This window comes from Kribbella sp. HUAS MG21 (assembly GCF_040254265.1).
Taxonomy (GTDB): Bacteria; Actinomycetota; Actinomycetes; order Propionibacteriales; family Kribbellaceae; genus Kribbella.
Map to the genome: position 1 here is coordinate 1,780,201 of NZ_CP158165.1, position 24,409 is coordinate 1,804,609.

The following is a 24,409-nucleotide window of genomic DNA, read 5'->3' on the forward strand; positions in this document are numbered from 1 at the left end:
GGGATGAGGGGAGGCAGGATGTCGCGACCGCCGACGAGCCGGGACCTGGCTCGACTGGCCGGGGTGTCACAGGCGACCGTGTCGCGGGTGCTGACCAACAACCCGAAGGTCAACCCGGAGACCAGGGCGCGGGTCCTGCAGGTGCTCAAGGAGGCGAACTACACGCCGAACGCGCTGGCCCGAGCGATGAAGACCGGGCGGACCGACACCATCGGCGTGTTCATGACCCGCGTGACCAGCCCGTTCCACGCCGAACTGCTCGACGAGATCGGCCGGGTGCTGAGCTCGATGGGCCTGCACATGATCCTCTGGAACATCGAGCACGACCCGGAGGAAACGGTCGCCGAAGTGCTGCAGCAACGCCTCGTCGACGGCTTCCTGCTGACCTCGGCGACGTACGACTCGAAGCTGCACACGATGGCGCTGGCGTCCGGGACGCCGACCGTCCTGCTGCACCGCGGCATCGACGGGCTCGACTGCGACCAGGTCGTCGGCGACAACTGGCAGGGCGCGTACGACGCCGGCCGCTACCTCGTCGAGGCGGGTCATACCGACATCGGGCTCGTCACCCTCACCCACACCGGCAACACGTCCCGCGACCGCGACCTCGGCTTCCGGGCCGCGCTCGCCGACGCCGGCGTGAAGATCAAGCCGAGCAACGTCGTATCGGTCGGCGTACCGCACTCCGCCGGGCACGCGGCCGCGCAGAAACTGCTCTCCCGGAAGAAGCCGCCGACTGCGATCTACACCGTCACGGACCTGCTGGCGTTCGGGATCCTCGACGGTGCTCGTGCGATCGGCGCGCGGGTGCCGGACGACCTCTGGGTGATCGGCTTCGACAACACGGAGCTCGCCGCCTGGGAGGCGTTCGACCTGACGTCGGTCGAGCAGCCGGTGCACGCGATCGTGGAGACCGGGATCCAGCTGCTGCGGGATCGCATCATGGATCCGGACCGGCCGACCCAGGTGGTGACGCTTCCGTGTCCGCTGGTGGTACGCGGGTCGACGGCCGGTACTCCGGTCAGCTGAGCTTCGGCAGTACGTCGCGCAGTACGGCCGCGTGATCCTCTGGGTTGCTGAGACCGCTGTTCATCGTGTTCACGCAGAGGTGGGTTGCGCCGAGTTCGCGCCAGCCGTCGACGAAGGCGCGCCAGTCCTGCTCGGGGACGGCGCCGAGGGTCAGGCGTGCTTCGATGCCGATGCTGTTCGGGTCCCGGCCGGTTTCCGCTGCGGCTTCTCGGATGGTTTCGAGCTGTTTCCGGGCCTTCTCGTCGGGCGGCGACTGCGGCATCCAGCCGTCGCCGATCCGGCCGGTACGTCGCAGTACGGCGTCGGCGCTGCCGCCGAACCAGATCGGGATCTGCCTTTGTGGCAAGGGGTTCAGGCCCGCTTGGTCGATGCGGTGGTACGTGCCGTCGTACGAGATGACCGGGTCGGCCCAGAGCTTCCGCAGTACGTCGACCTGCTCTTCCAGGAGCGCGCCGCGTTGCTTGAACGGGACGCCGAGGGCTTCGTACTCGACGTGGTTCCAGCCGATGCCGACACCGAGCCGGAGGCGGCCGCCGCTGAGTACGTCGACCTCGGCCGCCTGCTTGGCGACGAGGGCGGTCTGGCGCTGCGGGAGGACGAGTACGCCGGTCACCAGCTCGAGCTTCGTCGTGATCGCGGCCAGGTAGCCGAACAGGACGAAAACCTCGTGGAACAAGGATTTGTCGGTGTAGCCGGACCAGCCGGGACGGTTCGCCGGGTCCGCGCCGAGGACGTGGTCGTAGGCGAGTACGTGGGTGTAGCCGGCTGCCTCGACGGTGGTCGCCCAGTCGCGGACGACCCGCGGGTCGGAGCCGATCTCGAGTTGCGGGAACACCGCGCCGATCTTCATTTCGCTCCCAGCAGGTCGAGGAGGCCATGGACCGCTTGCTCGAACGGTTCCGTCGAGTCGGCCGCGCGTGCGAGGACGTATCCACCCTGCAGCACGGCGGCGATCGTCGCGGCGGTTCGCTCCGGGTCGAGCGTGGGTGGATACTCACCTGCGCGCTTGCCTTCGGCAACTACCTCCGCGAGCCTGCCGCGCAACCATTCGAACGTCTCGGCGACCGGTGCCCGCAGCTCCGGATCCGCAACCACATCCGGATCCGCCGCCAGCCGTCCGACCTGACATCCCTTCAGTACTTGCCGCTCACGCCCGAGGTAGGCGCTGATCCGCTCGCTCGCCGTACCGTCACCCGCGAGCTGCTCCTCGGCGGCCGCGCGCAATTCGCTGCCCGACCGCTCGATCGCCACCTTCGCGAGCTCCGCCTTCCCGGTGAAGTGGTGGTACATACTCCCCTGCCCCGCCTCCGCAGCCCGCTGAATCGCCTTCGGCGAGGTCCCCACATAACCCCGCTCCCACAACAACTCCTGCGTACTACGAATCAACCGCTCCACCGTCTCCATACCGTCACTGTACCGAGAGGTACAGCCAGGGAACCGCCCATCGGACACCGCTCCGCGGCGGCTGTCCCATCTGGCCGCCTTCGGCGGCGCGCGAACGGCCATCACCAGCTCAGGCCCCGGCGGAGCTGAGCGCAGTGGGTGGGGGATGAATTCGCCAGCACCGCCGATCGCGGCCGGAGGTTATTTGGTGTGGGGTGTGGGTGGGGTGGGAGGGGTGTTGGTGTCTACGGCTGCTTGGGGGTTGGGTTTGGTGGCTAGGGCCATGAGGAGGCCGATTGGGCCTAGGACGAAGTACTGGGGGTGGTAGATGCCTTTTCGGCGGGCGACTCGCTCGGCCCAGACGCCGGCGCGCAGGGCGAAGGTGAGCAGCAGGAGCGACGCGACGGCTCCGAGGACGTAGCTCGGCGCGCCGTGCACGGTGCCGGTCAGGAGACGGGCGCCGGACATTGCGCCGAGCGTGAGCCCGAGTTCGAGCCACATCCCCCAGGGCCGCGGCGAAGCGGTGTTGTCAGTGGACATTTCGCTGCGGCCCTTCGTTCTAGTGGATCAGCTGATGGTGAGGATCTTGTTGACTGTGTACGCGGGCGCGTGGTCCGCGTCGCCCGGGAAGAAGACGCGGTAGGCGATCTGGCCGCGGACTGCCGGCTTGATGCCGAAGGCGTACTTGCCCGACGTCGACAGCTTCACCGACGCGATCGACCGCCACACCTTGTTGCCGTACTGCTGCAGGTAGACGGTCTGGCCGTAGTGCACCGGAGCGACGTACCCGCTGAACGCCGTCGTCCCACCCAGCCGGATCGACGCCGGCGACAGCGCGGCCGAGATCGTCGGCCTGACCTGGACGGTGACGTCCGGAGTACGGGTGCCCATCAGCATCCCGTTGCCCGGGAACGTCAGCATGTACACCGACGACACGAGCGGCTTGTGCGTCAGCGCGAGCGTCCCGGTCGACGACGTCTTCAGTGCCGCGAGCAACGTGAACTTCGAGGACGTCTTCGGCCGTACGTACACGTTCACCGGCAACCCGGCGTACGCCACGTTGTCGATCCGCAGCGTGCTGCCCTTGATCGTGATCGCCCCGCCGTAGTTGACCAGCGTCGACGTCACGCTGATCCCCGACTTCATCCCGAGCAGCTGCTTGACCGCAGCCGGGCTGTACTGGCCGGCACGGTCCTTGACCCAGGCGGCATACGTGTACGTCGTACCTTGCGCGAGCCCGGTGTTCTTCACCGCGGTCCCGGTCCCCGCGTACACGAGCGTCCCGGTCGTCAGCGTCGGCGCCTTGCTCCCGACATTCCGCCGGACGATCATCTGCTCGAGGTCGTTGGTCGGCGGGATCGTCCACGACAGGTTCGCGGCCAGATAGGCGCCGACCCCAACGAGCTGCACCGGCTGCGGAACGCGGTCCTCCGTGCTGAACACCGAGGTGAACGGCACCATCGGCACCGTGGGATCGAGCGAGACGACACCGTCGGCGACGATCCGGAACGGCGTTGCCTCGGCCAGCGGCGACGCCGGCGCGATCTCCGCCCGGCGGACGGCCGGGTCGTACGTGACGGTCGCCGGAACCACCGCACCGGTCTTGCCGTTGAGCAGCTTCACGCCGCCGTTGGCGACACTGTTCTCGTCGACGTTCCGCGGGAAGGTGATCGTGGGCTTGGCAAGGATCGAGACGCCGGAGGACAGATTCCCGGGCAGCACGTCCCGGACCGGGTAGGCATTGATCGCCTGCGGATCGGGGGTGCCGCTGGCGTTGGTGAGTTTCACGGTGTACGGACGGCTGTCGCGGGACCCGTTGGCGTTCCGGACCGCGATGTACATCGTCCCGGCCGGGACGTTGACGTACGTCGAAGCGGTCAGCGCCTGCGGGATCTCGTAGCCGTCGGTGTCCACCGGAGGCTCCGGCTTCGCGCTGTAGGCCAGCGGCTTGAGGTCCTCGTCGTACGCCGCGATGACCGGGCCGAAGTTCTGCGCATAGGTACCGGAGTCGAAGATCGGACCGGTGAGCTCGAGGCGCGCCTGGTGCAGGGCGTCCGACGGCACCTTGTACCAGTCGACGTCACCTTCGACGCTGATCGTCGACGAGACCGGGACGCCGGCGATCAGTTCGCCGGCCCGCGCGGGCTGGTCGTTCTTGTCGGCGGCGCCCTGCGGGAAGTCCGTGGTCCATTTGCCGCCGAGGGCCTGGTACGCGTCGAGGATGCCGGCGCCGTAGTACGGGTCGGTGCCGCGCGGACCCGCGTCGCGGGCGGTCGCCTTCAGGCGGGCCATCACCTGGGCCGGTGTGAACGACGGCCACTTGTTGCGGACCAGTGCGGCTACACCCGCGACGATCGGGGAGGAGAACGACGTACCGCCGAGGCCGAGCCAGTACGGCTCGTAGCCGGGCTCGGTCTGCGCGCGGGGCGCGGTGCTGGTGATGTCGTGGCCGGGGGCGGCGATGTCGACCGCGTCGCCGTAGCTGCTGAAGCTGGTCAGTACGCCGGCCTGGTTCGTGGCGCCGACCGAGAGGACCTCCGGGTACGCCCCCGGGAAGTGGTTCGACGAGTCGGCGCCGGTGTTGCCGGCGGCGGCGACCAGGACGACGCCGGCGTTGACCGCGTTCTTGATCGCGGTGTGCAGGATCGGGTTGTCACCCTCGCCGCCGAGCGACATGTTGATCACCCGGACGCCGTTCTTGACCGCCCAGTTGATGCCGTTGATCAGGTTGGCGTCGTCGCCGGAGCCGGTGTCGTCGAGCACCTTGACCGGTCGGACCTTGGCGTTCCAGGCGACACCGGCGATGCCGACCCCGTTGTTGGTACCGGCGGCGATGATGCCGGTGACCGCCGTACCGTGGCCCTCGCCGTCGTTCGGCGGGAGCGCGGTGTTGAACGTGTTGTAGCCCGGCAGCAGGTGACCCACGAGATCCGGGTGACCGGCGTCGACTCCGGTGTCCAGGACACCGATCGTCTGCGCGCCCGCCGACTTCGACAGGTCCCAGGCAGTGTTGACGCGGACCGTCGGCAGGTATTTCTGGTAGTTCGCGTACAGCCAGTCGTTCGGTACGGCGGACTTCCGGCGGACGTAGTTCAGCGAGGCGAGCTCGACCGCAGGGTCGGCCTTGACCTTCTTCAGCAGCTCCGGCGCCGGGACGTCGGCGGTGACGGTCACGATGTCGTCGGCGACGGCTTCGGCGGGCTTGCCCTTGACTTTGGCGAGCGCGGCCCGGCGGGCGGAGGCGGTGGCCTTCGGCTTGAACTTCACCAGCACGGACTTCGCGTCGTACGCGGGTCCGTCCGGGGCGGTGCCGGGGCGGAACTTCGCCGGCATCAGGCGAGGCTCGGCGGACTGGGCGGCGGTGCCGGACGAGCCGGTGACGGTGACCAGGCCGGCCGCGATCACGGCCGCGGGGACGAGCAGCCGCAGCAGCTGGGTGGGACGGGACAACGGAGGACCCCCAAGAGGCATGGTGAACCGACTGCTTTCGGTCCTGGACCTAAATCGCTGGATCCGGCCTCGGCGTTACAGAGCGTGCGGCGTGGCGCGGTGCGGGCCGTCGTACGGCGCCCGGAGAATGGGGAGGGGTGGCGGGAGCGGACGCGGGGTCTGGTGGTGTCGCGGTGGTGGCACGGGCTGATCGCGGCGGTGATCCTGGTCGCGCTGGTGATTCAGCTGGTGCTGCTCTTCACGGGCGGCGCGGACGCGAACTCCGGTGAGAGCGGTACGGCGGTCGGCGTGGGGACGCGGCTGTGGCGGCTGTTCAGCTTCTTCACGATCCAGAGCAACCTGATCGTGCTCGCGGTGGCCGTCGGGCTGGTACTGCGTCCCGGCCGCGACGTCTCGGCGTGGAACGTCGTACGGCTCGACGTCACCTACGCCTTCGCCTGGCCCCTCGCGTGGCTCAGCTACATCTTCACCCAGGGCACCTTCACCGACTGGTACCCGTACCCCTTCCTCGACGTCACCGACCTAGGCCTCCCCACCGCCCTCCGCAACGCCACCTTCGTCCTCGTCCTAGGCCTGGCCCTCGCCGCCGCCCTGAAAACCCTCGACACCAAACTCCCACCCCGTCCCTGACCACCCGTGGAGGCCGTTCCCAGGGCGGGCAAACGGGGGAATTCACACCTATCGGATGGGCGCTTGTTGGTGGGGACCGATAGTCTCGGGCGCCATGAGCACGAGTGTCGCCATCGCGGTGATTACCTTCAGGCGACCTGCTCTGTTGCGGGGGTTGTTGACGAGTTTGCAGGCTCAGGAGCTGCCCTCGGACGGGGAGTACGCGGTCCGGATCGTCGTGGTGGACAACGACGCGGAAGGGTCTGCGTCGCGGGTCCTGGAGGAGTTCGGGGACGGTACGCCGTACCCGATCGAGTCCGTGGTGGAACCGGAGCCGGGAATCCCCTTCGCCCGGGAACGCTCCGTCGAGCTGTGCTGGAACGACGACGCCCTGATCTTCGTGGACGACGACGAGGTCGCCCCGCCCGGCTGGCTGAAGACCCTGCTGAAGGCGTGGGAGTCGACCGGCGCCGACGTCGTCACCGGGCCGGTGAAAGGCCATCTGCCAGCCGGCGCCCCGCCCTGGAACCACTACAGCGACGTCCACGACTCCACCGGCCGGCACACCACCGGCGAGGAGCTCAAGAAGGCCTACACGAACAACACCCTGGTCAGCCGCCGCGTCTACCACGCGGTCACGCCGGGCTTCCACCCCGCGTTCCGCTACACCGGCTCCAGCGACCTGCACTTCTTCCTCCGCGTGTACCGCGCCGGCTTCCGGATCGTCTGGTGCGAGGAGGCGTGCATCGCCGAGGAGGTCCCGGTCGGCCGGACCACGCTGCGCTGGCTGGTCCGCCGCGCGTTCCGCTCCGGCAGCGGCGACACGATCAGCCGGCTGCTGATCCGCCCGGGCGCGATCAGCTACGTCCTGGTGCTGGCCTATGCTTCGGCGCGGGTGATCTCCGCGTTCGGGCTCGCCCTCGCCGGGCTGCTGCTCGGCCGGAAGACGCACCTGCTGAAGGCAGTCCGCCGGTTCTTCTCGGGCGTCGGGAGTCTCGCCGGGATAGTAGGGATCAACCATGACGAGTACCGGGAACGGCACGGTTCGGCCGACGGTGGCGGAGCTGTGCCGGGCGATCTGGCAGGTGGAGCGGGACCTGGAGCTGCTGACGTGGCAGGTCAAGGGCGCGCACCCCTGGCCGATCATCCGGATGCGCGTCTTCCATGAGCTGACCCGGCGCAGCGGCATCCACGGCGCACCCCATCCGGTACGGCGGACGCCGTACGACAAGGCCGCGCTGGTCGCGCGGCACGTCACCGGGATCGTCACCCGCAGCCCGTTCTTCGGCCGGTACGACGCGCTCGTCGTACCGCACCCGCGGAAACCGAACGGTGTCGAGATCTACACCGACGAGCTCCGCGCCCGGCTCGGCGACCGCGCCCTGGTCCTGGACTCCGGGATCAACGGCACCCCGCTGCCGGGCAGCACGAACCTGGACTTCTTCACGTCCGCGGCCGGCGCGGTGCACCATCGCACGGCCGATGACCGCGGAATCGCGGCCGCTCTGGAGAAGCTGACCGGGATCCGCGTCCCGGTCGGCGCGCTGCTCGCCCGTGAGGTACCCAAGCACCTGCGGCTGCGGGCCCTGTACCGCGCGCTGCTCCGGAAGCACCGGATCCGGACCGTGTACCTGGTCGTCGCGTACTTCCACCAGCACATCGTCGGCGCCGCCCGCGACCTCGGGATCCGGGTCGTCGAGCTGCAGCACGGCGCGATCAGCCCGTTCCACCTGGGATACAGCTACCCGGGGCGGCCGGAGGTCGCGGACCAGCCGGACGAGCTGTGGTGCTTCGGGTCGTACTGGACCGACGTCGCCGAGCTGCCCGCCGGGATGCGGACCGAGGTGATGGGCGCGCCGTACCTGCCGGCGCCTGGTCCGAAGGATCCGCGGCGGGTGCTGTTCCTGTCGCAGGGCACGATCGGTGCCGAACTCCTGCAGGTCGCGGATGCCGTCGCCAAGCAGCATCCGGAGCTGGACGTGGCCTACCGCCTGCACCCGAGCGAGCGGCCGGGTGACTACACGATCCCCGCCGGCGTGCAGTTGTCGACCGGAGGCAGCACGCTCGGGCTGCTGGCCGAGGCGACGTACCAGGTCGGCGTCTCGACCACCGCGCTCTTCGAGGGCATGGCACTCGGCTGCCGTACGGCGGTCGCCGATCTCCCGGGCCACGAGTACCTGGATCGGGCGATCAGCCGCGGTCATGCGGTTTTGATGCAGGAGCCGGCTCAGCTGACCGAGGCGCCGCTCTGCGACGATCCGAGCAGCTACTACGCGCCGAGCAACCTCTCACGGCTCACGGCCGAGCAACCCGAGTAGCCGGTCCTGCAGCGGCGCCTCCGGCGGGACGGGTACTTCGGCGCCGTACACCTCGATGCCCTCGCCGAACGCGCCGGGCGTCCGGTACTTCGTCATCACCTCGGGCGGGATCGCGGCCGCCTTCGTCCAGAGGCTCTCGATGTCGACCGGGTCCATCGTCTCGTCCTGGCCGGTCGCGCGGGCCAGGTCCCAGCCGTGCACGACGAGGTCGTCGGACACCACCTCGTCGATGTGCCGCTCGGTCGTCATCGGCCCGGTCGGGGTGTCCACCTCGGTCAGCGCGGCGATCGGGTCGTCGAGCACATCCTCGACCGCGGCGCGCGCCTCCTGGAACGCGGTCAGCGGGTCGTCGGCCGGCTCCAGCGTGCGCGCGACCGGTGTCAGCATCACCGCGTGCATCGTGAGGACGTGGTCGACCACGTCCCGCGCGGTCCACTTCGCGCACGGCGACTGGTTCTCCCACTGGTCGGCGGGGACCGCCGCGACCTTCCGCTCGAAGGCCTCGGCCCGGCGCCGGTACCGCTCCGCGATCTCGCCCATCTCCGCATAGTGCCGTGTGACCGCGCGCCGGGGAAGACCGGGCATACGACAGTGCCCTCCGGGTACCGGAATGCCTTCACGAGGATCGAGGAGGCGTGTGCAGATGAGCGGCATCACCCAGTCCGTCGACGTCGACGTACCGGTGACGACGGCGTACAACCAGTGGACGCAGTTCGAGTCGTTCCCGCTGTTCATGGAGGGGGTCGAGGAGATCCGGCAGCTCGACGACATCCATCTGCACTGGGTGACGAAGGTCGGCGGCGCGCGGCGCGAGTTCGACGCGACGATCACCGAACAGCACCCGGACGAGCGGGTCGCCTGGCGGTCGGACTCGGGTCCGCAGCACGCCGGGGTGATCACCTTCCATGAGCTGACCCCGCAGCGCACCCGGGTGACGGCGCAGATGGAGATCGATCCCGAGGGGTTCGTCGAGAAGGTCGGCGACAAGCTCGGCGTGGTCGAGGGACGTGTGAAGGGCGATCTCGAGCGGTTCAAGCACTTCATCGAGGAGCGCCCGGGCGAGACCGGCGCCTGGCGCGGCGACGTACCGCGCTGAGCTCCGGAAAACGCTGTCGGAAAACGCTGGCGGAAAACGTTGGCCGGGGGTTGAGTCGGCGGGGACTGTCGGTGCCGGGCTCTAGCGTCTGCGGGTATGCGGACGGTGGAGCTCGGGCGGACAGGGTTGCGGGTCAGTGAGCTGGGACTGGGGCTCGCGTCGATCGGGGGGATGTTCGCGGCGGTGCCGCAGGAGCAGGCGGTGGCGACGATCGACCGGGCCTGGGAGCTGGGGATCCGGTTGTTCGACACCGCTCCGGTCTACGGGTACGGGCTGTCCGAGCGGCGGGCCGGGCTGGCGTTGCGTGGACGGCCGCGGGACGAGTTCGTGCTCTGCAGCAAGGTGGGGCGGCTGATCGAGCCGGGCGGACCGGACCTGCAGCCGATCTGGGCGGAACCACCTGCCGGGGTGGGGCCGCGGCTGGACTATTCGTACGACGCCACGATCCGCTCGTTCGAGGCGAGCCTGGAGCGCATGGGCATCGACCGCATCGACATCCTGCACATCCACGACCCGGAACTGGACTTCCCAACCGCCTCCACCGAAACCCTCCAGGCCCTGACCGACCTCCGCGCCCGCGGCACCATCCGAGCCATCTCCCTAGGCGTGAACCACGCCGACGTCGCCACCCACTTCCTCCGCCAAACCGCAGGCCTCAGCGCTGAAACTGGCGCCGGAGCAGGTGCCGGACTTGGCGCGGGACCTGGCGCCGGAACGGGTGCCGGAGCAGGTGCCGGAGCGGTCGCGGGACCTGGCGCCCGAGCGGACACCAGACCAGGCGCGGGACCTGGCGTCGGAGCGGGCGTCGGAGCGGGCGCGGGCCCAGGTGCCGGAGCAGGTGCTGGAGCGGACGTGGGACTTGGCGCCGGAGCGGTCGCCGGACTTGGCGCCCGAGCGGGCGCGGGACCAGGCGCCGGAGCGGGCGCCGGGCTTGGCGCGGGATCTGGCGGCCGGGCAGGTGCTGGTGCGGGCTCGGGACCAGGCGCCGGAGGGGGTGTCGGAGGGGGATTGGTGCCGGATGTGGTTTTGCTGGCGGGGCGGTATACGTTGCTGGATCGGTCCGGTGGTGGGGAGTTGTTGCCCTTGTGTGAGGAGCTTGGGATGGTGGTGCTGGCTGCTGGGGTGTTTCAGGGTGGGGTGCTTGCTGATACCGCTGATGGCGCGCCGCATGGGTATGCGCGGGTGCCGGCGGACGTGCTGCGGCGGATCGACGTGCTGCGGGAGGTCTGTCGGGCGTACGACGTACCGCTGCTGGCCGCGGCGGTGCAGTTCCCGCTCAGGCATCCCGCCGTACCGGCCGTGGTCGTGGGAGCCAGGAGCCCGCGGGAGATCGCCGAGGTCGCGGCGTGGCACGAGGTGGAGATCCCGGAAGCGTTCTGGGCGGAACTCGACAGGGCCTAAGGTCGGCGCTATGAGGTACATGCTGCTGCACAAGACCAACGACAGCCTGGAGGCGGGCAACCCGCCGGACCCGGAGATCCTCGAACGGGCGGACGCGGTGCTGGAGGAGATGCGCCAGGCCGGGGTGCTGGTGCTCGGCGAGGGGCTGATGCCGAGTTCGCGCGGCGCGCGGGTGACGTTCCCGTCGCCGGGTCAGCCGCGTGTCATCGACGGGCCGTTCGCGGAGACCAAGGAACTGGTGGCGGGCGTCTCGATCATCCGCGTCGACTCCAAGGAGGAGGCCGTCCGCTGGGCCCTCCGCTTCGCCGAGGCCGACCCCTACACGCCTATCGACATCCTCGAGATCGCCGAGTAGCCGTACCGAAGAACGGGTAGTGGTACCGCTCCGGCGCGAATCGACGACCTACCCAGGCGGGAGCCCGGCAGCATCGCCCGACCTCTACCCGTCCGTCGGTACGCCTCAAAGCGCCAAATGCAAGATCGGGTACGGCTTGCCAGTCGAGTCATGCGTACTACGCGACACCAAGCGGAACCCGTGATGCTCGTAGAACCCGACCGCCCGCGGATTCTGCTCGTTGACGTCCACCGACGTGGCACTGAAGCACGCCACCGCATGCTTCAGCAGCAACCCGCCGCCCCCGAGCCCGCGGTACGCCGGGTCGAGGAACAGCATCTCGACGTTCCCGTCCGCGACCCCGACGAACCCGATCAGCCGCCCGTCCGCGTCCCGCAGCCCCACGAGCTGCGCGATCTCCCCGAACGCCGCCCGCACCACCGGCCGGAACACGTCCAGATCCGCCTCGGTGACGAAGTCGTGCGTGGCCCGGACGGACGCCTCCCACAACTCCGCCGCCCGGTCGTACTCGTCGGGACGGATCTCGCTGATCTCCATCCCGCCACGGTCGCACCGCCGAGCGGCGGCTGTCAGGCGAATTACCCCGCGCTGACGCCCTCCTCGGCGACCACCAGCGAGTCGATCGCGGCGAAGAACCGCGCGATGCCGGGCAGGTTCGCGCCCTTCTCACGGGAGGCCGCGAAGTCCTCCGGGCTGGCCCAGTCGACGATGTCCAGCCACTCGTTGTCCGGGAGCTGCACGAGCCGCGCACCGAGGAACCCGCGACGGTCCGCCGCGAAGTCCTTCAACATGTCGGCCCGCGCGGCGAGCAGTTCCTCCGTGCGCTCCGGCAGCACGCGGAAGCGGGTCAGTTCGACGGTGGTCATCAAGGTCCTCTCAGGTGATGTTGGTGGCCGCCCAGCCGCCGATGTCCTCGTGGCGGATGGCGGCCGCCATCAGGTCGGGGAACAGGTCCGGTGTGCAGGCGAACGCGGGTACGCCGAGCTCCGCCAGCGCGGCCGCGTTCTCGGCGTCGTACGACGGCGTACCGGAATCGGCCAGCGCGAGCAGCGCGATCACCTGCACGCCTGACTCCACCATGGAACGCGCCCGGCGCAACATCTCTTCCCGGACACCGCCCTCGTAGAGATCCGAGATCAGCACGAGCACGGTCTCGGCCGGCTTCGTCACCAGCTCCTCGCAGTACGCGAGCGCCCGGTTGATGTCGGTCCCGCCGCCCAGCTGCGTACCGAACAAAACATCGACCGGGTCCTCCAGCTGATCGGTCAGATCGACCACGGAGGTGTCGAAGACGACAAGCGACGTCCGCAATGTCCGGATCGACCCGAGCACCGCACCGAACAGCGACGCGTAGACGACGGACTCCGCCATCGACCCCGACTGGTCGATCGCCAGTACGATGTCGCGCTGCACGCTGTGGTTGCGCCGCGCGTATCCGACCAGCCGGTCCGGCACGATCGTCCCGAGCGCCGGCGAGAAGTGCTTGAGGTTCGCCCGGATCGTCCGGTCCCAGTCGATGTCCGAGTGCCGCGGCCGCGTCGTCCGCCCGGCTCGGTCGAGGGCACCGGTCACCGCCGCCCGGGTCCGCTCGGCCAGCCGCGCCTCGAGCTCGGCGACGACCCGCCCGACCACCTCGCGCGCGGTCTGCTTGGTCTCCTCGGGCATCACCTCGTTGAGCGCGAGCAGCGTGGAGACCAGGTGGACATCGGGTTCGACCGCGCCGAGCAGTTCCGGTTCCATCAGCATCCGGGTGATCCCGAGCCGCTCGACCGCGTCCCGCTGCATGACCTGTACGACGGTGCTCGGGAAGTACTGCCGGATGTCGCCCAGCCAGCGCGCCACCCGGGGCGCCGACGACCCGAGCCCGGACGAGCGCTGCGGCCCGGACTCACCCTCGTCGGCGTCGTACAACGCGGCCAGCGCGGCGTCGACGGAGCGGTCCGCCCCGGACAACGTCGTACCCGTCTCGTCCTCGGCCTCACCGCCGAGCACGAGACGCCACCGGCGCAGTCGCTCGTCACTCATGAGACCCCCAGCAACCGCGCGACCACCGGCAACGCGGTCGCGGCCAGCTCCGCGTCCAGGTCGTTGTCATCGGCAACCACGAGCGATCCGGGATCGGCGAGCACCCGGGCCCGCGCCCCGATCGACCGGCGCTCCGGCGCCGCGAAGGTCCCGAAGGTACGCCGCAGCAGCGGCAGCACCTCCACGAATGCGTCGTCCGGGATCCCGCCCAACCACGTGTCCACCAACGCCAGCAGCCGCTCGTCATGCACGAGCAACAACCCACCACCGGCGAGGAAACCCTCGACGTACCCGGCCGCGTCCGCCGTCGGCGTACCCGGGGACAGCGAACGCCCGAGCCGCAACTCCACCTCGTGATCCGGCAGCCGTGACGTGTCCAGCATCAGCCGCGTCAACCGCCCGCGGATCAACGGCGGCACCGAGGACCGATCGCTCAGTCCCTGCAACGTGTTCAGCCACTCCGCCCGCACGCCCTCGGCCAGCAGCACCGTCGCGTCCTGAACCCCGTCGATCAACTCCTGTACGGCGGACGCGGCCTCCGGATCCAGCCCGTGCACCGTCCGCGCGAGCCCCGCGCACACCCGGGACACCATCCGCCCCGCGACGGCCGCGAGCCCGGCCGTATCTGTCCCGCGTACGTCGCCGTACCGCGACGCTCGCGCCAACGCCGGGAGCGCCGCCATCAGATGCCCCACATCCGCGTCGGCCGCGGCGCGGGTGTCGATGCCTCGCAGCAAAGGCGGCAACGCGTCCGCGAGGTCGGCGAGCAAGGACCGCTCCAGCGCAGCGGTCACATCCGCGAGCGTCGACGAGTCCGCAGCCTTCAGCATCACGGTCGTCGCCGCGCCGAGCACCGTCGTACCGTGCGCGCCGGCGGCCACCAGCTCGACCTCCAGCCCAGGGTCCCAAGCGAGCCGCCACATCTCCCGGAACGTGCCCTGCGCCCGCCGTTCGTCCACGGCCGGCACGCCCCAGTGCACCCCGAGGATCCGCAGCCTGTGCAGGAGCCTCGACTTCTCCAGGTCGTTCGGCTTACGCAGGTCGAGCTCGATCACCCGCTCGGCCGCGTCCCGCCGCAGTCGCAACCGCCGCGCATGCGCCGCCAGATCCGCCGCGACCGGCGCCTGCGGCGTCTCGCCCGGCACCGACCCGAGCAGCTCACCGACGACCGCTTCTCGCGTCACCAGATCCAGCAGTACGTCGTTCCCGCCGCAGAGGACGGCCCGCGTGGCCTCGGTGACCTCGCTCAACCCGGCGAGCGGACGTTCCCGCAACGCCGCCAACGTGTCCGCCAGCCGTACTGCTTCGATGACGTGTGCGCTCGACACCGGCAGGTCCTCGGCGCGCAGCACATGGGCGACCTTGGAGAGCCAGCGCGCGGTGATCTGATCGGGTGCGGTGAACAGATGGTGGTACCACCCAGGCGAGGTGATGCCGGCACCGTACCCGCTCGCCGCCGCCAGCCGGCCATGCGTCCACGGCACCCACGTGCACGCGATCTTTCGCTTCGGCAGGCCCTTCAGGATCCGCTGGTCATGTGTTGCCGGTGGCAACGGCAGCTCGAGCGCCGGGACGTGCCAGGCGCCGCAGATCACCGCGATCCGCTCGAAGCCTTCCCGCTGCGCCTTCCGCAGTACGGTCCGCATGTAGGCCTCGCGCTGCGCCTCGCGACCTGTGGCCTCCTCGCCGTGGCGCAGCTCCCGCATCGCGTCCGCGATCACGGTGAACGGCTCGGCGCCGCCCCGCCGCGACTCGATCACGTCGTCCCACCAGCGCTCCGGATCGTCGTACCCGCCCGCCGCGGCCAGCGTCGCCAGCGGGTCGATCGACAGCGACCGCCGCCCGCCGCCACCCGACGACGCGAACTGCTGCGCCGCCGGCAGGTCGCAGAACCGCACCGGCACCCCGGCGGCCAGGCCGTACCGGATCGCCTGCCACTCCGGACTGAACACCGCAAACGGCCAGAACGCCGCCCGCGTCGAGTCGTCGACGGCGTACGCCAGCAGCGCGACCGGCGGCTCCATCTCCTCCGACGCCGCCAGCTCGACGATCTTGTCGGCCTCCGGCGGCCCCTCGATCAGCACGATGTCCGGCTCGAGTTCGGCGAGCGCCGCCGCCACCGCCCGGGCCGACCCCGGCCCGTGGTGGCGGATCCCGAACAGGTGAACGGTCATCCGGAGATCTCTCGACAGGCCCGGTAGAACGGCGCCCAGTCGTCGCGCTCCCGGACCACGGTCTCGAGGTACTCCGACCAGACCACGCGGTCCGCCGACGGGTCCTTGATCACCGCGCCGAGGATGCCGCCCGCCACGTCCGTCGGCCGCAGGACGCCGTCGCCGAAGTGCGCCGCGAGCGCGAGCCCGCCGGTCACCACGCTGATCGCCTCCGCGGTGGACAGCGTGCCCGACGGCGACTTGACCGCCGTCCGGCCGTCCTCGGTGCGGCCGGAGCGCAGCTCCCGGAAGATCGTCACGACCCGGCGGATCTCGTCGAGGGCGTCGTCGGGCTGCGGGAGCTCCAGCGCCGAGCCGAGCTGCGCGACCCGGCGGGAGACGATCTCGACCTCGTCGTCGGCGGAGTCCGGCAGCGGCAGGACGACGGTGTTGAACCGGCGACGGAGCGCGCTGGAGAGCTCGTTGACGCCCTTGTCGCGATCGTTGGCAGTGGCAATGACGTTGAACCCCTTGCGGGCCTGGACCTCGGTCGCCAGCTCCGCGATCGGCAACGTCTTCTCGGACAGGATCGTGATCAGCGCGTCCTGGACGTCGGACGGCATCCGGGTCAGCTCCTCGATCCGCGCGATCTTCGCCTCGGTCATCGCGCGCTGCACCGGGCTCGGCACCAGCGCCGCCTCACTGGGGCCCTGGGCAATCAACTGGGCGTAGTTCCAGCCGTACCGGATCGCCTCCTCCGCGGTGCCCGCGGTGCCCTGCACGAGCAGCGTCGAGTCGCCGCTGATCGCCGCCGCGAGGTGTTCGCTGACCCAGGTCTTGGCCGTTCCCGGTACGCCGAGCAGCAGCAGCGCGCGATCCGTCGCGAGGGTGGCGACGGCGACCTCGATCAACCGGCGCGGCCCGACGTACTTCGGAGAGATCTCGGTGTCGCCGGCCTTCCCGCCGAGCAGGTAGGTGACGACGGCCGACGGCGACAGCTGCCAGGCCGGGGGTCGCGGCTTGTCGTCGGCCGTCCGGAGGGCGTCCAGCTCGCCGGCGTACTCCACTTCCGCGTGCGGCCGCAGTACTTGGGTTGTCATGTGAGCTCCTGGTACATCTCGCTGCGGAAGGTGAGGGTCTCGACGAGGCGACGCCGCCAGGTGTCTTCCTCGCCGGTGGCTTCGCGGGTGATCGGGTGGTCGAGGACTTCGGGCGGTACGGCGCGGGCCGCGATGCTGGCGACTCTTGCCCACGCGCGGTTCGTGCCGGCCTTGACGAGCTGGTCGAGGATCATCGTGCCGAGCTGCGGCGGCCAGGGCACCGGGAGGCCGCCGACCAGTTCGGCGACGTCGACGGTACGACGCAGTACGTCGACCGCGGCGGCCCACTCCTCGGGCGGCAACAGGCGGAGCAGCTCCGCGGGGCTCCGGCTGCCGGTCGACGCCTCGGCCCGCAACAACGCGCGGGCCCACTCCGCCGAGTTTTCCCGGATGGCCGCTTCGGTCCACGCGGACTGCAGGACTTCGGGCGCGCAGCCTTCGACCGGCGTGCTGAGCCAGTCGAGGTCCATGGCGTCCAGAGGGGTGGTGGCAACGATCTGGTGGAACCACCAGGCGCGTTTGCCGATGCCGTCCGGGTTCTGCGAGTCGAGGCCGTCGCGTTCCATCGACTTCGTGAGGCTGCGCGGGAGGTCTACCGCGAGGACGCCCTGCGTGGGCGTCAGGTGCGAGTGCAGGCGCTCCGTCATACGGACGCCGTACTGCGCTCCGGGCAGCCGTGCGAGCAGCCGCGCGGCGACCCGGCGGACCTCGCGGGACCGGTCGTCGAGGGCGGACTCCAGGAAGCCCTCGTCCTGGAGCGTGAGGTTGTCGGCGAACAGTCCGAGGAAGTCGGCCCGGGTGGTCGCCGACTCGGCCGGCCAGACCTCGGTGAGGGCCTCGAGCGCCGCGGCCGGGTCCTGCTGGCGGAGCGCGTGGAGCCAGGTACGGCGCTGGATCGTGTTGCCGTGCGTCCACAACTCCGGGTCGTTGCTCTCGGCAACTGCCGCGTGCAGGAAGCGCCACTCGGGGTTGACCTCCGCGAGCCAGCGAGCCCGGCGGCCGGCCGCGGCGATGACGAGCGGGCGGTACTCGGCGCGGTGCCGCGCGTAGTCGGCCAGCGCCGGCAGGTGCTCCGGCGGCACGCCCCAGCCATTGGCGTCCGCGGTGCGCAACCATTCGCCGAGCGCCGACGTCTGGAAACCGCCGAGCATCGCAGCCAGTCGCCGTACTGCGGCCGGACGTGGCAGCGGCCCATCCTCACCCGGCGCGGCCGGGAGTGGCTCGAGGTCACGCAGCGGTTTGCGGCCGGCTCGCTTGTAGACGGTCGCGAGCGCGGCGGCGTCGAGCAGGCCGCCGTCGCCCAGCCGCTGGCGGATGTGGTCGGGAAGCTCCTCGAAGTGCGGCGGGCGCCGGTCGGTGCCCAGCAACGCCGAGCTCACCAGGCCGTCCCAGCCCTTCATCGCGCCGCTCACAGCATCACCGGCCGGCCGTCGCGCCAGCAGGTCATCGGACGCAGGCCCGCTCGGCTCCATTCACCGGCGACCGTGATCGGGTCACCCGCCGACACCGCGAGCAGCTTGACCGCGTCCCAGCCGGGCAGGAGTTCCAGCCCGTCGCCCGCATCGTCCACGAGCGCCCAGCCGTCGCCGTGCCGAGCCGGTCGTACGTCGCGCAGTACCAGTGGCCAGCGTTCGTTCCACGGGTCGGCAGCGAGCGATTCGACGTACGACGCCAACGCCTGGCGGACCGTGAGACCGGCCGGACGCGGCGCGGGCAGGCGTGGAGCGGTCTGCGTGAGCAGGGCGCGCATCGGGAGGGCGCCGGGGTAGAACGAGAGTGCGCCGGGGACGTATTCGCCTGGGCGGGCCGGCAGCGGGTCCAGCGGACGCCCGGCCGCCGCGAATGTCAGGATCAGCCCGAGGCGCCCGGTCGTTGCCCCGCGCAACCACACCCGGCGGACCGTGAGGCGGTCGTCGGGCTCCACGACCCGGCCGAGCATCAGCCAGTCGTCGTCGACCTTCTCGCCCTCGGCGAGGACGCGCGCGGTCTCGATCGACCAGCCGATCCTGGTCTGCACGGTGTCCGCGAGTGATGGCGGGAGGTCTGCGAGGCGGGCGTGCGCGGAGACGATCAGGTGGATGAGCGAGAGTTCTTCGAGCAGTTCGCCCGGCCAGTCATGGCCGCGGCCGACTGCTGCGGCCGCCCGTCTGAGCGCGCCCGCCACACCGGGCGCCTGCGCGTCGACCATGCGCGCGGCGAGGCGGTTCAATTCGCCGTACGCCCGCTGGTCGAACGCCCCGAGGCCTTGGCGGACCTGGTCGTCCAGCCAGCCGGCCAGCTCCGCGAGCCCGGCCGATACCCGATCCGCCCGGCGCGCGGCCCGTTCCTGCGCCGCCACCGGGTCCGCCACCTCACCCGGCTTCCGCTCAGGCCGCTCGGCGCGCTCGGCCCGCTGGTCGAGCCAGCTCTTCGCCCAGTCGGGCTCCTCGCCCGGCGCGACCTCGCCCTGCGCCCACAGCAGCATCAGGCCGAGCACGTGCTTGCACGGGATCTTCCGGGACGGGCAGGAGCACTTGTACGCCGGGCCGCTCAGCTCGACGGCGGTCTGGTACGGCTGCTTCCCGCTCCCCTGGCACAGGCCCCAGAGCGCGCGGTCGGTGGCACCGGTCCCGGACCACTTCGCAGCCCGCGCCAGCCCCTGCCCCGCCTTCGCAGACGCAGGATCAGGCGCCAGCCCCACCACCTGCTCCACGTCCCACAACCCCACACCACTCCCTCACAACGCCGTACCCCGAAGCATGCCACCCACCCCCGACACCCCCACCACCACCGCCCGCCCCTCTTCCGCGACGCCCCGTCGTCGAGTCGTGAGGATCGGCTGCGTTTGGCCCGCCCTTTCCCACGACTCGACGAACAGCTCCAGAACCTTTCGCCACGACTCGACAACAAGCGCAGCTGACAGCGGCCGGCCCGGCCCGCGTGCGGCGGTCGGCTGGCGCGTGCCGGCTGGGCGGCGGGTCGTCGGGTGGTGCCGGGTGGGTGGTGGGTGGGTGGCAGGTGGTGGGTGGGTGGCGAGTGGGTGGTGGGTGAGGGTGGGGTGGGGTCAGCCGAAGGGTTGACGGGTCTCGGGGTAGCCGTTGTCGGTTGTTGGGGTTGGGGTTGGGGTGGGTGCTGCTGGTGGGGGTGGGGTGGTGGCGAGGTTGTCGCGGACGGTGGTGAGGAGGCGTTGTTCGACTGCTTCGAGTTCGGTGATGCGGGCGCGGAGTTCCTGTTCCTCGGCGCGGGCCTCGGCGAGCAACTGGTCGGCCTCGGCGCGGGCCGCCGTACGGAGCTCGTCCGCCTCCGCGCGGGCCGTGGTGCGGAGGTGGTCGGCGGTGCGTTGGCTGGCGCTGAGGACGCTGAGTTCGTAGCGGCGGAGTTCGTCCACTAGTTCGCCGGCGGGGCGTTGGGCGTCGAGGATGGCGGCCGCGGGTTGTGGGATGTTCGCGTCGGGGAGGGTCTTCTCGAGGGCCGCGATCTGCTGGTCGACGCGGGTGAACAGGTCCGCGACGTCGGTCCGCATCTGCCGGATCGTGTTCGCGGCCGCCTGCACCCGTTCGCCGGCCTCGCGTTCCCGTTCGCGCGCCGTACGCTCCGCCGCCGTGATCACGTCCAGCGCCACCACCGCGGCCCGCTCGGCCGGATCGTCGGGCACGGCCCGCTCCGCCGTACCGTCCCCTTCGTCCTCGGCGGCGGACATCGCGACCGTACGACGCAACGGGACCTCGCGGATGAACAACACCGCCAGCAGGCTCACCACAGCGGCACCCGCGGCGATCACGAAGATCCGCCCGGTCGCGTCGCCGTACGCGTGCCGCACGACCTCCTGCACCGGCCCCGGCAGCGAGTTCACGTCGAGAACGCTTCCCGACCCGCCCTGCGCCGCCCCGGCCGCGCCCGGCCCCAGCTCGCGGAGGTGCTCGGTGATCAGGTCGGTCACCCGCGTCGCCAGGATCGCGCCCAGCACCGAGACCCCGACCGCGCCGCCGAGGCTGCGGAAGAACGTGACCGTCGCGCTCGCGGCACCGACCTCGCTGACGTCGACGGTGTTCTGCACCGCGAGTACCAGGTTCTGCATCATCATGCCCATCCCGATGCCCATCAGCAGCATCCCGAGGCCGACGAACCAGTACGGCGACGTGTGGTCGATGGTCCCGAGCAACCCGAGCCCCGCAGTCAGGAACAGCCCGCCGATCACGAGGTACCGCTTCCACTTCCCGAACCGGGTGATCAGCTGCCCGGACCCCACCGACCCGAGGAACGAGCCGAACATCATCGGGATCGTCAGCAGCCCCGCCTCGGTCGCGCTGTAGCCGCGCGCCACCTGGAAGTACTGCCCGAGGAACACCGCGCTGCCGAACATCCCCATCCCGACCGCCAGGCTCGCGAGGATCGCCAGCGCGGTCGTCCGCTCCCGTACGACGTCCAGCGGCACGAGCGGCTCGGCGGCGCGCACCTCGACCAGCACCGCCAGGATCGCGAGCACCGCCGTACCGCCCAGGTACGCACCGGTCTGCCACGACCACCACGGGAAGTGTTCGCCCGCGAACGACACCCAGATCAGCGGCAGGCTGGCCGTGCCCGCGATCAGCAGCGCGCCGAGGTAATCGAGCTTGACCTCGCGCCTCAGCACCGGCAGGTGCAGGTATCGCTGCAGGACGATCAGCGACAGTACGGCGAGCGGCACGCAGACGTAGAAGCACCAGCGCCAGCCGAGCCAGGACGTGTCGACGATGACGCCGCCGACCAGCGGACCGCTCACGGTCGCGAGGGCCATCACGGCGCCCATGTAGCCCGAGTACCGGCCGCGGTCGCGGGGCGGGATCGCGGCGCCGACGATCGCCTGCGCGAGTGCCATCAGCCCGCCCATCGCGAGGCCCTGTACGACGCGCGCGCCGATCAGGAACGGCACGTTGTGCGCCGCACCGGCCAGCACCGAGCCGACGACGAACAGGATGATCGCGAGCTGCACGAGCAGCTTCTTGCTGATCAGGTCGGACAGCTTGCCCCACACCGGCGTGGAAACGGTCATCGCGAGCAGGCTGGCGGTGACCACCCAGGTGTACTGCGTCTGCGTGCCGTCGAGGTCCGCGATGATCGTGGGCAGCGCGTTGCTGACGATCGTCGAGCTCAGCACCGCGGTGAACAGCGCCGCGAGCAGCCCGGCGAGGATCTCCAGGATCTCGCGGTGCGACAGCTCCGGGTCACCACCCGCGGCCGGCGGTCGTCCGGACGGCGGGCCGGATTCTGGCGAACCGGATGGTGGCGGACCCGACGGCGGCCGGCCGGACCGTGCGGGCTCCGGGTCGTCGGCGGCGTACCTGGAGCGGTACCGCTGCGGGGTGGTGCCGGCCGGGGTGGCCGGCGGGGTCTGGGTGGCAGACATCAGCTTCCGTTCGTACGGCGGGACGCTACGACCGGAGCAGCGCAACGCACTGCCCCGAGGCGGAAACGGCCGGCGGTGCCCTCACCCAGCCCGAATATTTGGTTGCGACTACCAACTTTAATCCCGCGCTGTCAGCAACCGTTCACGGGGAGGCATCAAACGTTCGTCGGGCGAATTATGAGACGGGCCCTCCTCGGAACGCGATTTCCGCCGTACGATCCGGTGCTTGTTGAGTAATCAACACCCCCGGCCTCCGGCGGAGCTGTCAGGGCCCGCCGGAGGCCTTCACCCGAACGCGGCGACCAGCTCGTCGAGACAGCGGTCGTCCGCGACCACCAACTGACCCGGTGCACTCAGCGCGGGCGCGAACGGCCCCATCCACAGCGCGCCCTCGGCCGCCCCGCACGCGGTGCCGTAGACGACTGTCCAGGCCGGCGCACCGGACGCCATCTCCACGATCGTCGCCTCGAGATCGTCGGCGGGCCGGCCGAGCACCGGCTCGAATCCCGCCGCCCGGCATGTGGCGGTCAACTCGTCGCGCAGCCACGGATCGGCCGGCAACCGCAGCGGTAGCGCGGCCAGGTCGATCAGCTTCACGCCGTCGTCGGCCCGGTACGCCGACGGCACCAGCACGGACAGCGGATCCCGCCACAGCTCGACGACCCGCAGATCGGCCGCGGCGACCTGCCCGCGGACGAACGCGATGTCCAGCTCACCGGCCCTGAGCGCCGCGAGGTGGTCGCTGCCGGAAGCGATGCGGATGTCGAGGTCCGGGGTGCCGGACCGCAGCGCGGCGAGCCCGCGTTCCAGCCGATCCCGGAGCCCGGGCACTGTTCCGATCCGCAGTACGCCGGAACGCCCGGACGCGAGCTCAGCCGCGACCTCGCCCGCGCGATCCGCCGCGGCGAGGACGGCCCGCGCCTCGCGCAGCATGCGTTCGCCGTCGCCGGTCAGCCGGACGTGGCGCGAGGAGCGGTCGAGGAGCCGCAGGCCGAGCTCGCGTTCGAGGCGGGCGACCTGCTGACTGACCGCCGGCTGCACGATGTTGAGCCGCTCGGCGGCGCGGCCGAAGTGCAGCTCCTCGGCGACGGTGACGAAGTACCGCAGCTGCCGCAGCTCCATCGAACCCTCCGGCGATCACGATTCCTTATCGCTGCACAGCGTAACTGCGTCTGGGTCGGCGGCCGCCGGGCTCGTTGACTGGTGGCCATGAGGATCGGACTGTGGATCGAAGAAGAAGGCAGGAGCATCGACGAGCTCGGCGCCGCCGCGAAGGCCGCCGAGGACGCGGGCGTCGACCGGATCTGGTTCAGCCAGCGCAACGGCTGGGACGCGCTGACGCTGATCGCGGGCGTCGCGCCGTACACCTCGACGATCGGGTACGCCGTCGGCGTCGTGCCGGTGTATCCGCGGCATCCGCTCGCGCTCGCCGCACAGGCGCTCAGCGTGCAGGCGCTGATCGGCAACCGGCTGACGCTCGGTGTCGGCTCCAGCCACCCGCATGTGGTCGAGGGCATGCTCGGTCTGTCGATGGACCGGCCGGCGGCGTACATGCGCGAGTACATCGAGGCCCTCGGTCCGCTGCTCGCCGGTGATGCCACCGACTACGCCGGTGAGCGGCTGACCGCCCGCGGGCAGCTCAGCATCGCCGGAGCCGAGACGCCCGAACTCGTCCTGGCAGCGCTCGGTCCGCGGATGCTCGCGATCGCCGGTGAACTGACCGCCGGCACGACGACGAGCTGGGCGGGACCCGAGGTGATCGAGCAGTTCATCCGGCCGACGATGGACCGGGCAGCCGCGGCGGCGGGCCGCCCTCGGCCACAAGTTGTCGCGGGCAACTGTGTGGCGCTGACCGACGACCCGGACGGCACGCGGTCCTGGATCCGGTCTCGGTTCGGCGCCGCCGGTGACATGCCGGCGTACCGGGCCGTGCTCGACCGCGGCGGCAAGGCCGGGCCGGAGGAAACCGCAGTACTCGGCGACGAGAAAGCGGTTGCCGAGGAGCTGCGACGCTTCGCGGACGCCGGTACGACAGAGTTCCTGTTCTGCCCGGTCGGGACCGAGGTGGAGCAGCAGCGGACGATCCGCTTCGCCCTGGACTACGCGGCGTCGAGTTAGCGCGTGT

At 70.7% G+C, this 24,409-nt stretch carries 22 protein-coding genes; 8 read left to right on the forward strand and 14 right to left on the reverse strand.

All coding sequences use genetic code 11. From position 1 onward, the window contains the following. Nucleotides 1-18 precede the first annotated feature (18 nt). Entirely contained in the window at nt 19-1,029 is a 1,011-nt protein-coding gene (locus ABN611_RS08475; RefSeq protein ID WP_350279250.1) for a LacI family DNA-binding transcriptional regulator, read from the forward strand. On the opposite strand, the gene ABN611_RS08480 is transcribed toward ABN611_RS08475, so the two are convergent. The 4 genes from ABN611_RS08480 to ABN611_RS08495 form a co-directional block, all read right to left on the reverse strand. After that, nucleotides 1,022-1,879, reverse strand: a complete 858-nt coding sequence (locus ABN611_RS08480) for an LLM class F420-dependent oxidoreductase (protein WP_350279251.1) — start codon at nt 1,877-1,879, stop codon at nt 1,022-1,024. The two genes, ABN611_RS08475 and ABN611_RS08480, sit on opposite strands and share 8 nt — an antisense overlap. After that, nucleotides 1,876-2,433 carry a TetR/AcrR family transcriptional regulator gene (locus ABN611_RS08485; protein WP_350279252.1) on the reverse strand — a complete coding sequence of 186 codons (558 nt, stop codon included), beginning with the start codon at nt 2,431-2,433 and terminating at the stop codon, nt 1,876-1,878. Before ABN611_RS08485 ends, ABN611_RS08480 begins: the two co-directional genes overlap by 4 nt. Before the next feature lie 180 nt (nt 2,434-2,613). Further along, nucleotides 2,614-2,952, reverse strand: a complete 339-nt coding sequence (locus ABN611_RS08490; protein ID WP_350279253.1) for a hypothetical protein — start codon at nt 2,950-2,952, stop codon at nt 2,614-2,616. Nucleotides 2,953-2,979: 27 nt separating this feature from the next. Further along, a complete protein-coding gene (locus tag ABN611_RS08495; protein WP_350279254.1) occupies nt 2,980-5,862 on the reverse strand; it encodes a S8 family serine peptidase in 2,883 nt (960 codons plus the stop codon). A gap of 84 nt (nt 5,863-5,946) precedes the next feature. Here ABN611_RS08495 and ABN611_RS08500 point away from each other — a divergent pair, with 84 nt between their 5' ends. The 3 genes from ABN611_RS08500 to ABN611_RS08510 all read left to right on the forward strand — a co-directional run bounded on the left by ABN611_RS08500 (nt 5,947) and on the right by ABN611_RS08510 (nt 8,789). After that, nucleotides 5,947-6,492: a Pr6Pr family membrane protein gene (locus ABN611_RS08500; protein ID WP_350279255.1), complete on the forward strand. Its 546-nt coding sequence runs from the start codon at nt 5,947-5,949 to the stop codon at nt 6,490-6,492. 94 nt (nt 6,493-6,586) lie between these two features. Further along, nucleotides 6,587-7,639, forward strand: a complete 1,053-nt coding sequence (locus ABN611_RS08505) for a glycosyltransferase (RefSeq protein ID WP_350279256.1) — start codon at nt 6,587-6,589, stop codon at nt 7,637-7,639. Further along, nucleotides 7,623-8,789: a hypothetical protein gene (locus ABN611_RS08510; RefSeq protein WP_350281611.1), complete on the forward strand. Its 1,167-nt coding sequence runs from the start codon at nt 7,623-7,625 to the stop codon at nt 8,787-8,789. The genes ABN611_RS08505 and ABN611_RS08510 overlap by 17 nt, the downstream gene beginning before the upstream one ends. Here ABN611_RS08510 and ABN611_RS08515 read toward each other — a convergent pair. Beyond that, complete coding sequence (locus ABN611_RS08515) at nt 8,760-9,329, reverse strand: TIGR03086 family metal-binding protein (protein ID WP_350279257.1); 570 nt, start codon at nt 9,327-9,329, stop codon at nt 8,760-8,762. The genes ABN611_RS08510 and ABN611_RS08515 overlap by 30 nt on opposite strands. 103 nt (nt 9,330-9,432) lie before the next feature. On the opposite strand from ABN611_RS08515, the gene ABN611_RS08520 reads away from it, so the two are divergent. The 3 genes from ABN611_RS08520 (at nt 9,433) to ABN611_RS08530 (ending at nt 11,641) form a co-directional block, all read left to right on the forward strand. After that, nucleotides 9,433-9,885 (forward strand): SRPBCC family protein, encoded by a 453-nt coding sequence (locus tag ABN611_RS08520; RefSeq protein ID WP_350279258.1) that lies wholly within the window; start codon nt 9,433-9,435, stop codon nt 9,883-9,885. 96 nt (nt 9,886-9,981) lie between these two features. Next, nucleotides 9,982-11,286, forward strand: a complete 1,305-nt coding sequence (locus ABN611_RS08525) for an aldo/keto reductase (RefSeq protein WP_350279259.1) — start codon at nt 9,982-9,984, stop codon at nt 11,284-11,286. Between the two features lie 10 nt (nt 11,287-11,296). Next, nucleotides 11,297-11,641 carry a YciI family protein gene (locus ABN611_RS08530; protein ID WP_350279260.1) on the forward strand — a complete coding sequence of 115 codons (345 nt, stop codon included), beginning with the start codon at nt 11,297-11,299 and terminating at the stop codon, nt 11,639-11,641. Between the two features lie 105 nt (nt 11,642-11,746). Here ABN611_RS08530 and ABN611_RS08535 read toward each other — a convergent pair whose 3' ends face one another. The 9 genes from ABN611_RS08535 to ABN611_RS08575 form a co-directional block, all read right to left on the reverse strand. Then, nucleotides 11,747-12,178, reverse strand: coding sequence for a GNAT family N-acetyltransferase (locus ABN611_RS08535; RefSeq protein ID WP_350279261.1), 432 nt, complete (start codon nt 12,176-12,178; stop codon nt 11,747-11,749). 41 nt (nt 12,179-12,219) lie between these two features. Then, the gene (locus ABN611_RS08540; RefSeq protein ID WP_350279262.1) at nt 12,220-12,507 is read right to left on the reverse strand and encodes an antibiotic biosynthesis monooxygenase; all 288 of its coding nucleotides are present in this window, start codon (nt 12,505-12,507) and stop codon (nt 12,220-12,222) included. 10 nt (nt 12,508-12,517) lie between these two features. Further along, a complete protein-coding gene (locus ABN611_RS08545) occupies nt 12,518-13,666 on the reverse strand; it encodes a VWA domain-containing protein (RefSeq protein ID WP_350279263.1) in 1,149 nt (382 codons plus the stop codon). Then, entirely contained in the window at nt 13,663-15,840 is a 2,178-nt protein-coding gene (locus ABN611_RS08550; protein WP_350279264.1) for a DUF5682 family protein, read from the reverse strand. Before ABN611_RS08550 ends, ABN611_RS08545 begins: the two co-directional genes overlap by 4 nt. After that, entirely contained in the window at nt 15,837-16,919 is a 1,083-nt protein-coding gene (locus ABN611_RS08555; RefSeq protein WP_350279265.1) for an AAA family ATPase, read from the reverse strand. Before ABN611_RS08555 ends, ABN611_RS08550 begins: the two co-directional genes overlap by 4 nt. Further along, on the reverse strand, nt 16,916-18,331 hold the full coding sequence (locus tag ABN611_RS08560) for a DUF5691 domain-containing protein (protein WP_350279266.1): 1,416 nt from the start codon (nt 18,329-18,331) through the stop codon (nt 16,916-16,918). The genes ABN611_RS08555 and ABN611_RS08560 overlap by 4 nt, the downstream gene beginning before the upstream one ends. Then, on the reverse strand, nt 18,328-19,611 hold the full coding sequence (locus ABN611_RS08565; protein WP_350279267.1) for an SWIM zinc finger family protein: 1,284 nt from the start codon (nt 19,609-19,611) through the stop codon (nt 18,328-18,330). The genes ABN611_RS08560 and ABN611_RS08565 overlap by 4 nt, the downstream gene beginning before the upstream one ends. Nucleotides 19,612-19,962: 351 nt before the next feature. Further along, complete coding sequence (locus tag ABN611_RS08570; protein WP_350279268.1) at nt 19,963-22,284, reverse strand: MFS transporter; 2,322 nt, start codon at nt 22,282-22,284, stop codon at nt 19,963-19,965. A 285-nt stretch (nt 22,285-22,569) separates the two neighbouring features. Beyond that, nucleotides 22,570-23,406, reverse strand: a complete 837-nt coding sequence (locus ABN611_RS08575; RefSeq protein ID WP_350279269.1) for a LysR family transcriptional regulator — start codon at nt 23,404-23,406, stop codon at nt 22,570-22,572. Nucleotides 23,407-23,493: 87 nt separating this feature from the next. Here ABN611_RS08575 and ABN611_RS08580 point away from each other — a divergent pair, with 87 nt between their 5' ends. Next, nucleotides 23,494-24,402 carry a TIGR03564 family F420-dependent LLM class oxidoreductase gene (locus ABN611_RS08580; protein ID WP_350279270.1) on the forward strand — a complete coding sequence of 303 codons (909 nt, stop codon included), beginning with the start codon at nt 23,494-23,496 and terminating at the stop codon, nt 24,400-24,402. The last annotated feature ends 7 nt before the right edge of the window (nt 24,403-24,409 follow it).

Excerpts from the sequence above, each read along its gene's own strand:
- ABN611_RS08520 (WP_350279258.1), top strand. The coding sequence starts at position 9,433 with ATGAGCGGCATCACCCAGTCCGTCGACGTCGACGTACCGGTGACGACG.
- ABN611_RS08570 (WP_350279268.1), bottom strand. The coding sequence starts at position 22,284 with ATGTCTGCCACCCAGACCCCGCCGGCCACCCCGGCCGGCACCACCCCG.
- ABN611_RS08510 (WP_350281611.1), top strand. The coding sequence starts at position 7,623 with ATGCGCGTCTTCCATGAGCTGACCCGGCGCAGCGGCATCCACGGCGCA.
- ABN611_RS08580 (WP_350279270.1), top strand. The coding sequence starts at position 23,494 with ATGAGGATCGGACTGTGGATCGAAGAAGAAGGCAGGAGCATCGACGAG.
- ABN611_RS08505 (WP_350279256.1), top strand. The coding sequence starts at position 6,587 with ATGAGCACGAGTGTCGCCATCGCGGTGATTACCTTCAGGCGACCTGCT.
- ABN611_RS08490 (WP_350279253.1), bottom strand. The coding sequence starts at position 2,952 with ATGTCCACTGACAACACCGCTTCGCCGCGGCCCTGGGGGATGTGGCTC.
- ABN611_RS08555 (WP_350279265.1), bottom strand. The coding sequence starts at position 16,919 with ATGACAACCCAAGTACTGCGGCCGCACGCGGAAGTGGAGTACGCCGGC.
- ABN611_RS08480 (WP_350279251.1), bottom strand. The coding sequence starts at position 1,879 with ATGAAGATCGGCGCGGTGTTCCCGCAACTCGAGATCGGCTCCGACCCG.
- ABN611_RS08535 (WP_350279261.1), bottom strand. The coding sequence starts at position 12,178 with ATGGAGATCAGCGAGATCCGTCCCGACGAGTACGACCGGGCGGCGGAG.
- ABN611_RS08575 (WP_350279269.1), bottom strand. The coding sequence starts at position 23,406 with ATGGAGCTGCGGCAGCTGCGGTACTTCGTCACCGTCGCCGAGGAGCTG.
- ABN611_RS08545 (WP_350279263.1), bottom strand. The coding sequence starts at position 13,666 with ATGAGTGACGAGCGACTGCGCCGGTGGCGTCTCGTGCTCGGCGGTGAG.
- ABN611_RS08525 (WP_350279259.1), top strand. The coding sequence starts at position 9,982 with ATGCGGACGGTGGAGCTCGGGCGGACAGGGTTGCGGGTCAGTGAGCTG.
- ABN611_RS08540 (WP_350279262.1), bottom strand. The coding sequence starts at position 12,507 with ATGACCACCGTCGAACTGACCCGCTTCCGCGTGCTGCCGGAGCGCACG.
- ABN611_RS08515 (WP_350279257.1), bottom strand. The coding sequence starts at position 9,329 with ATGGGCGAGATCGCGGAGCGGTACCGGCGCCGGGCCGAGGCCTTCGAG.
- ABN611_RS08530 (WP_350279260.1), top strand. The coding sequence starts at position 11,297 with ATGAGGTACATGCTGCTGCACAAGACCAACGACAGCCTGGAGGCGGGC.
- ABN611_RS08475 (WP_350279250.1), top strand. The coding sequence starts at position 19 with ATGTCGCGACCGCCGACGAGCCGGGACCTGGCTCGACTGGCCGGGGTG.
- ABN611_RS08550 (WP_350279264.1), bottom strand. The coding sequence starts at position 15,840 with ATGACCGTTCACCTGTTCGGGATCCGCCACCACGGGCCGGGGTCGGCC.
- ABN611_RS08485 (WP_350279252.1), bottom strand. The coding sequence starts at position 2,433 with ATGGAGACGGTGGAGCGGTTGATTCGTAGTACGCAGGAGTTGTTGTGG.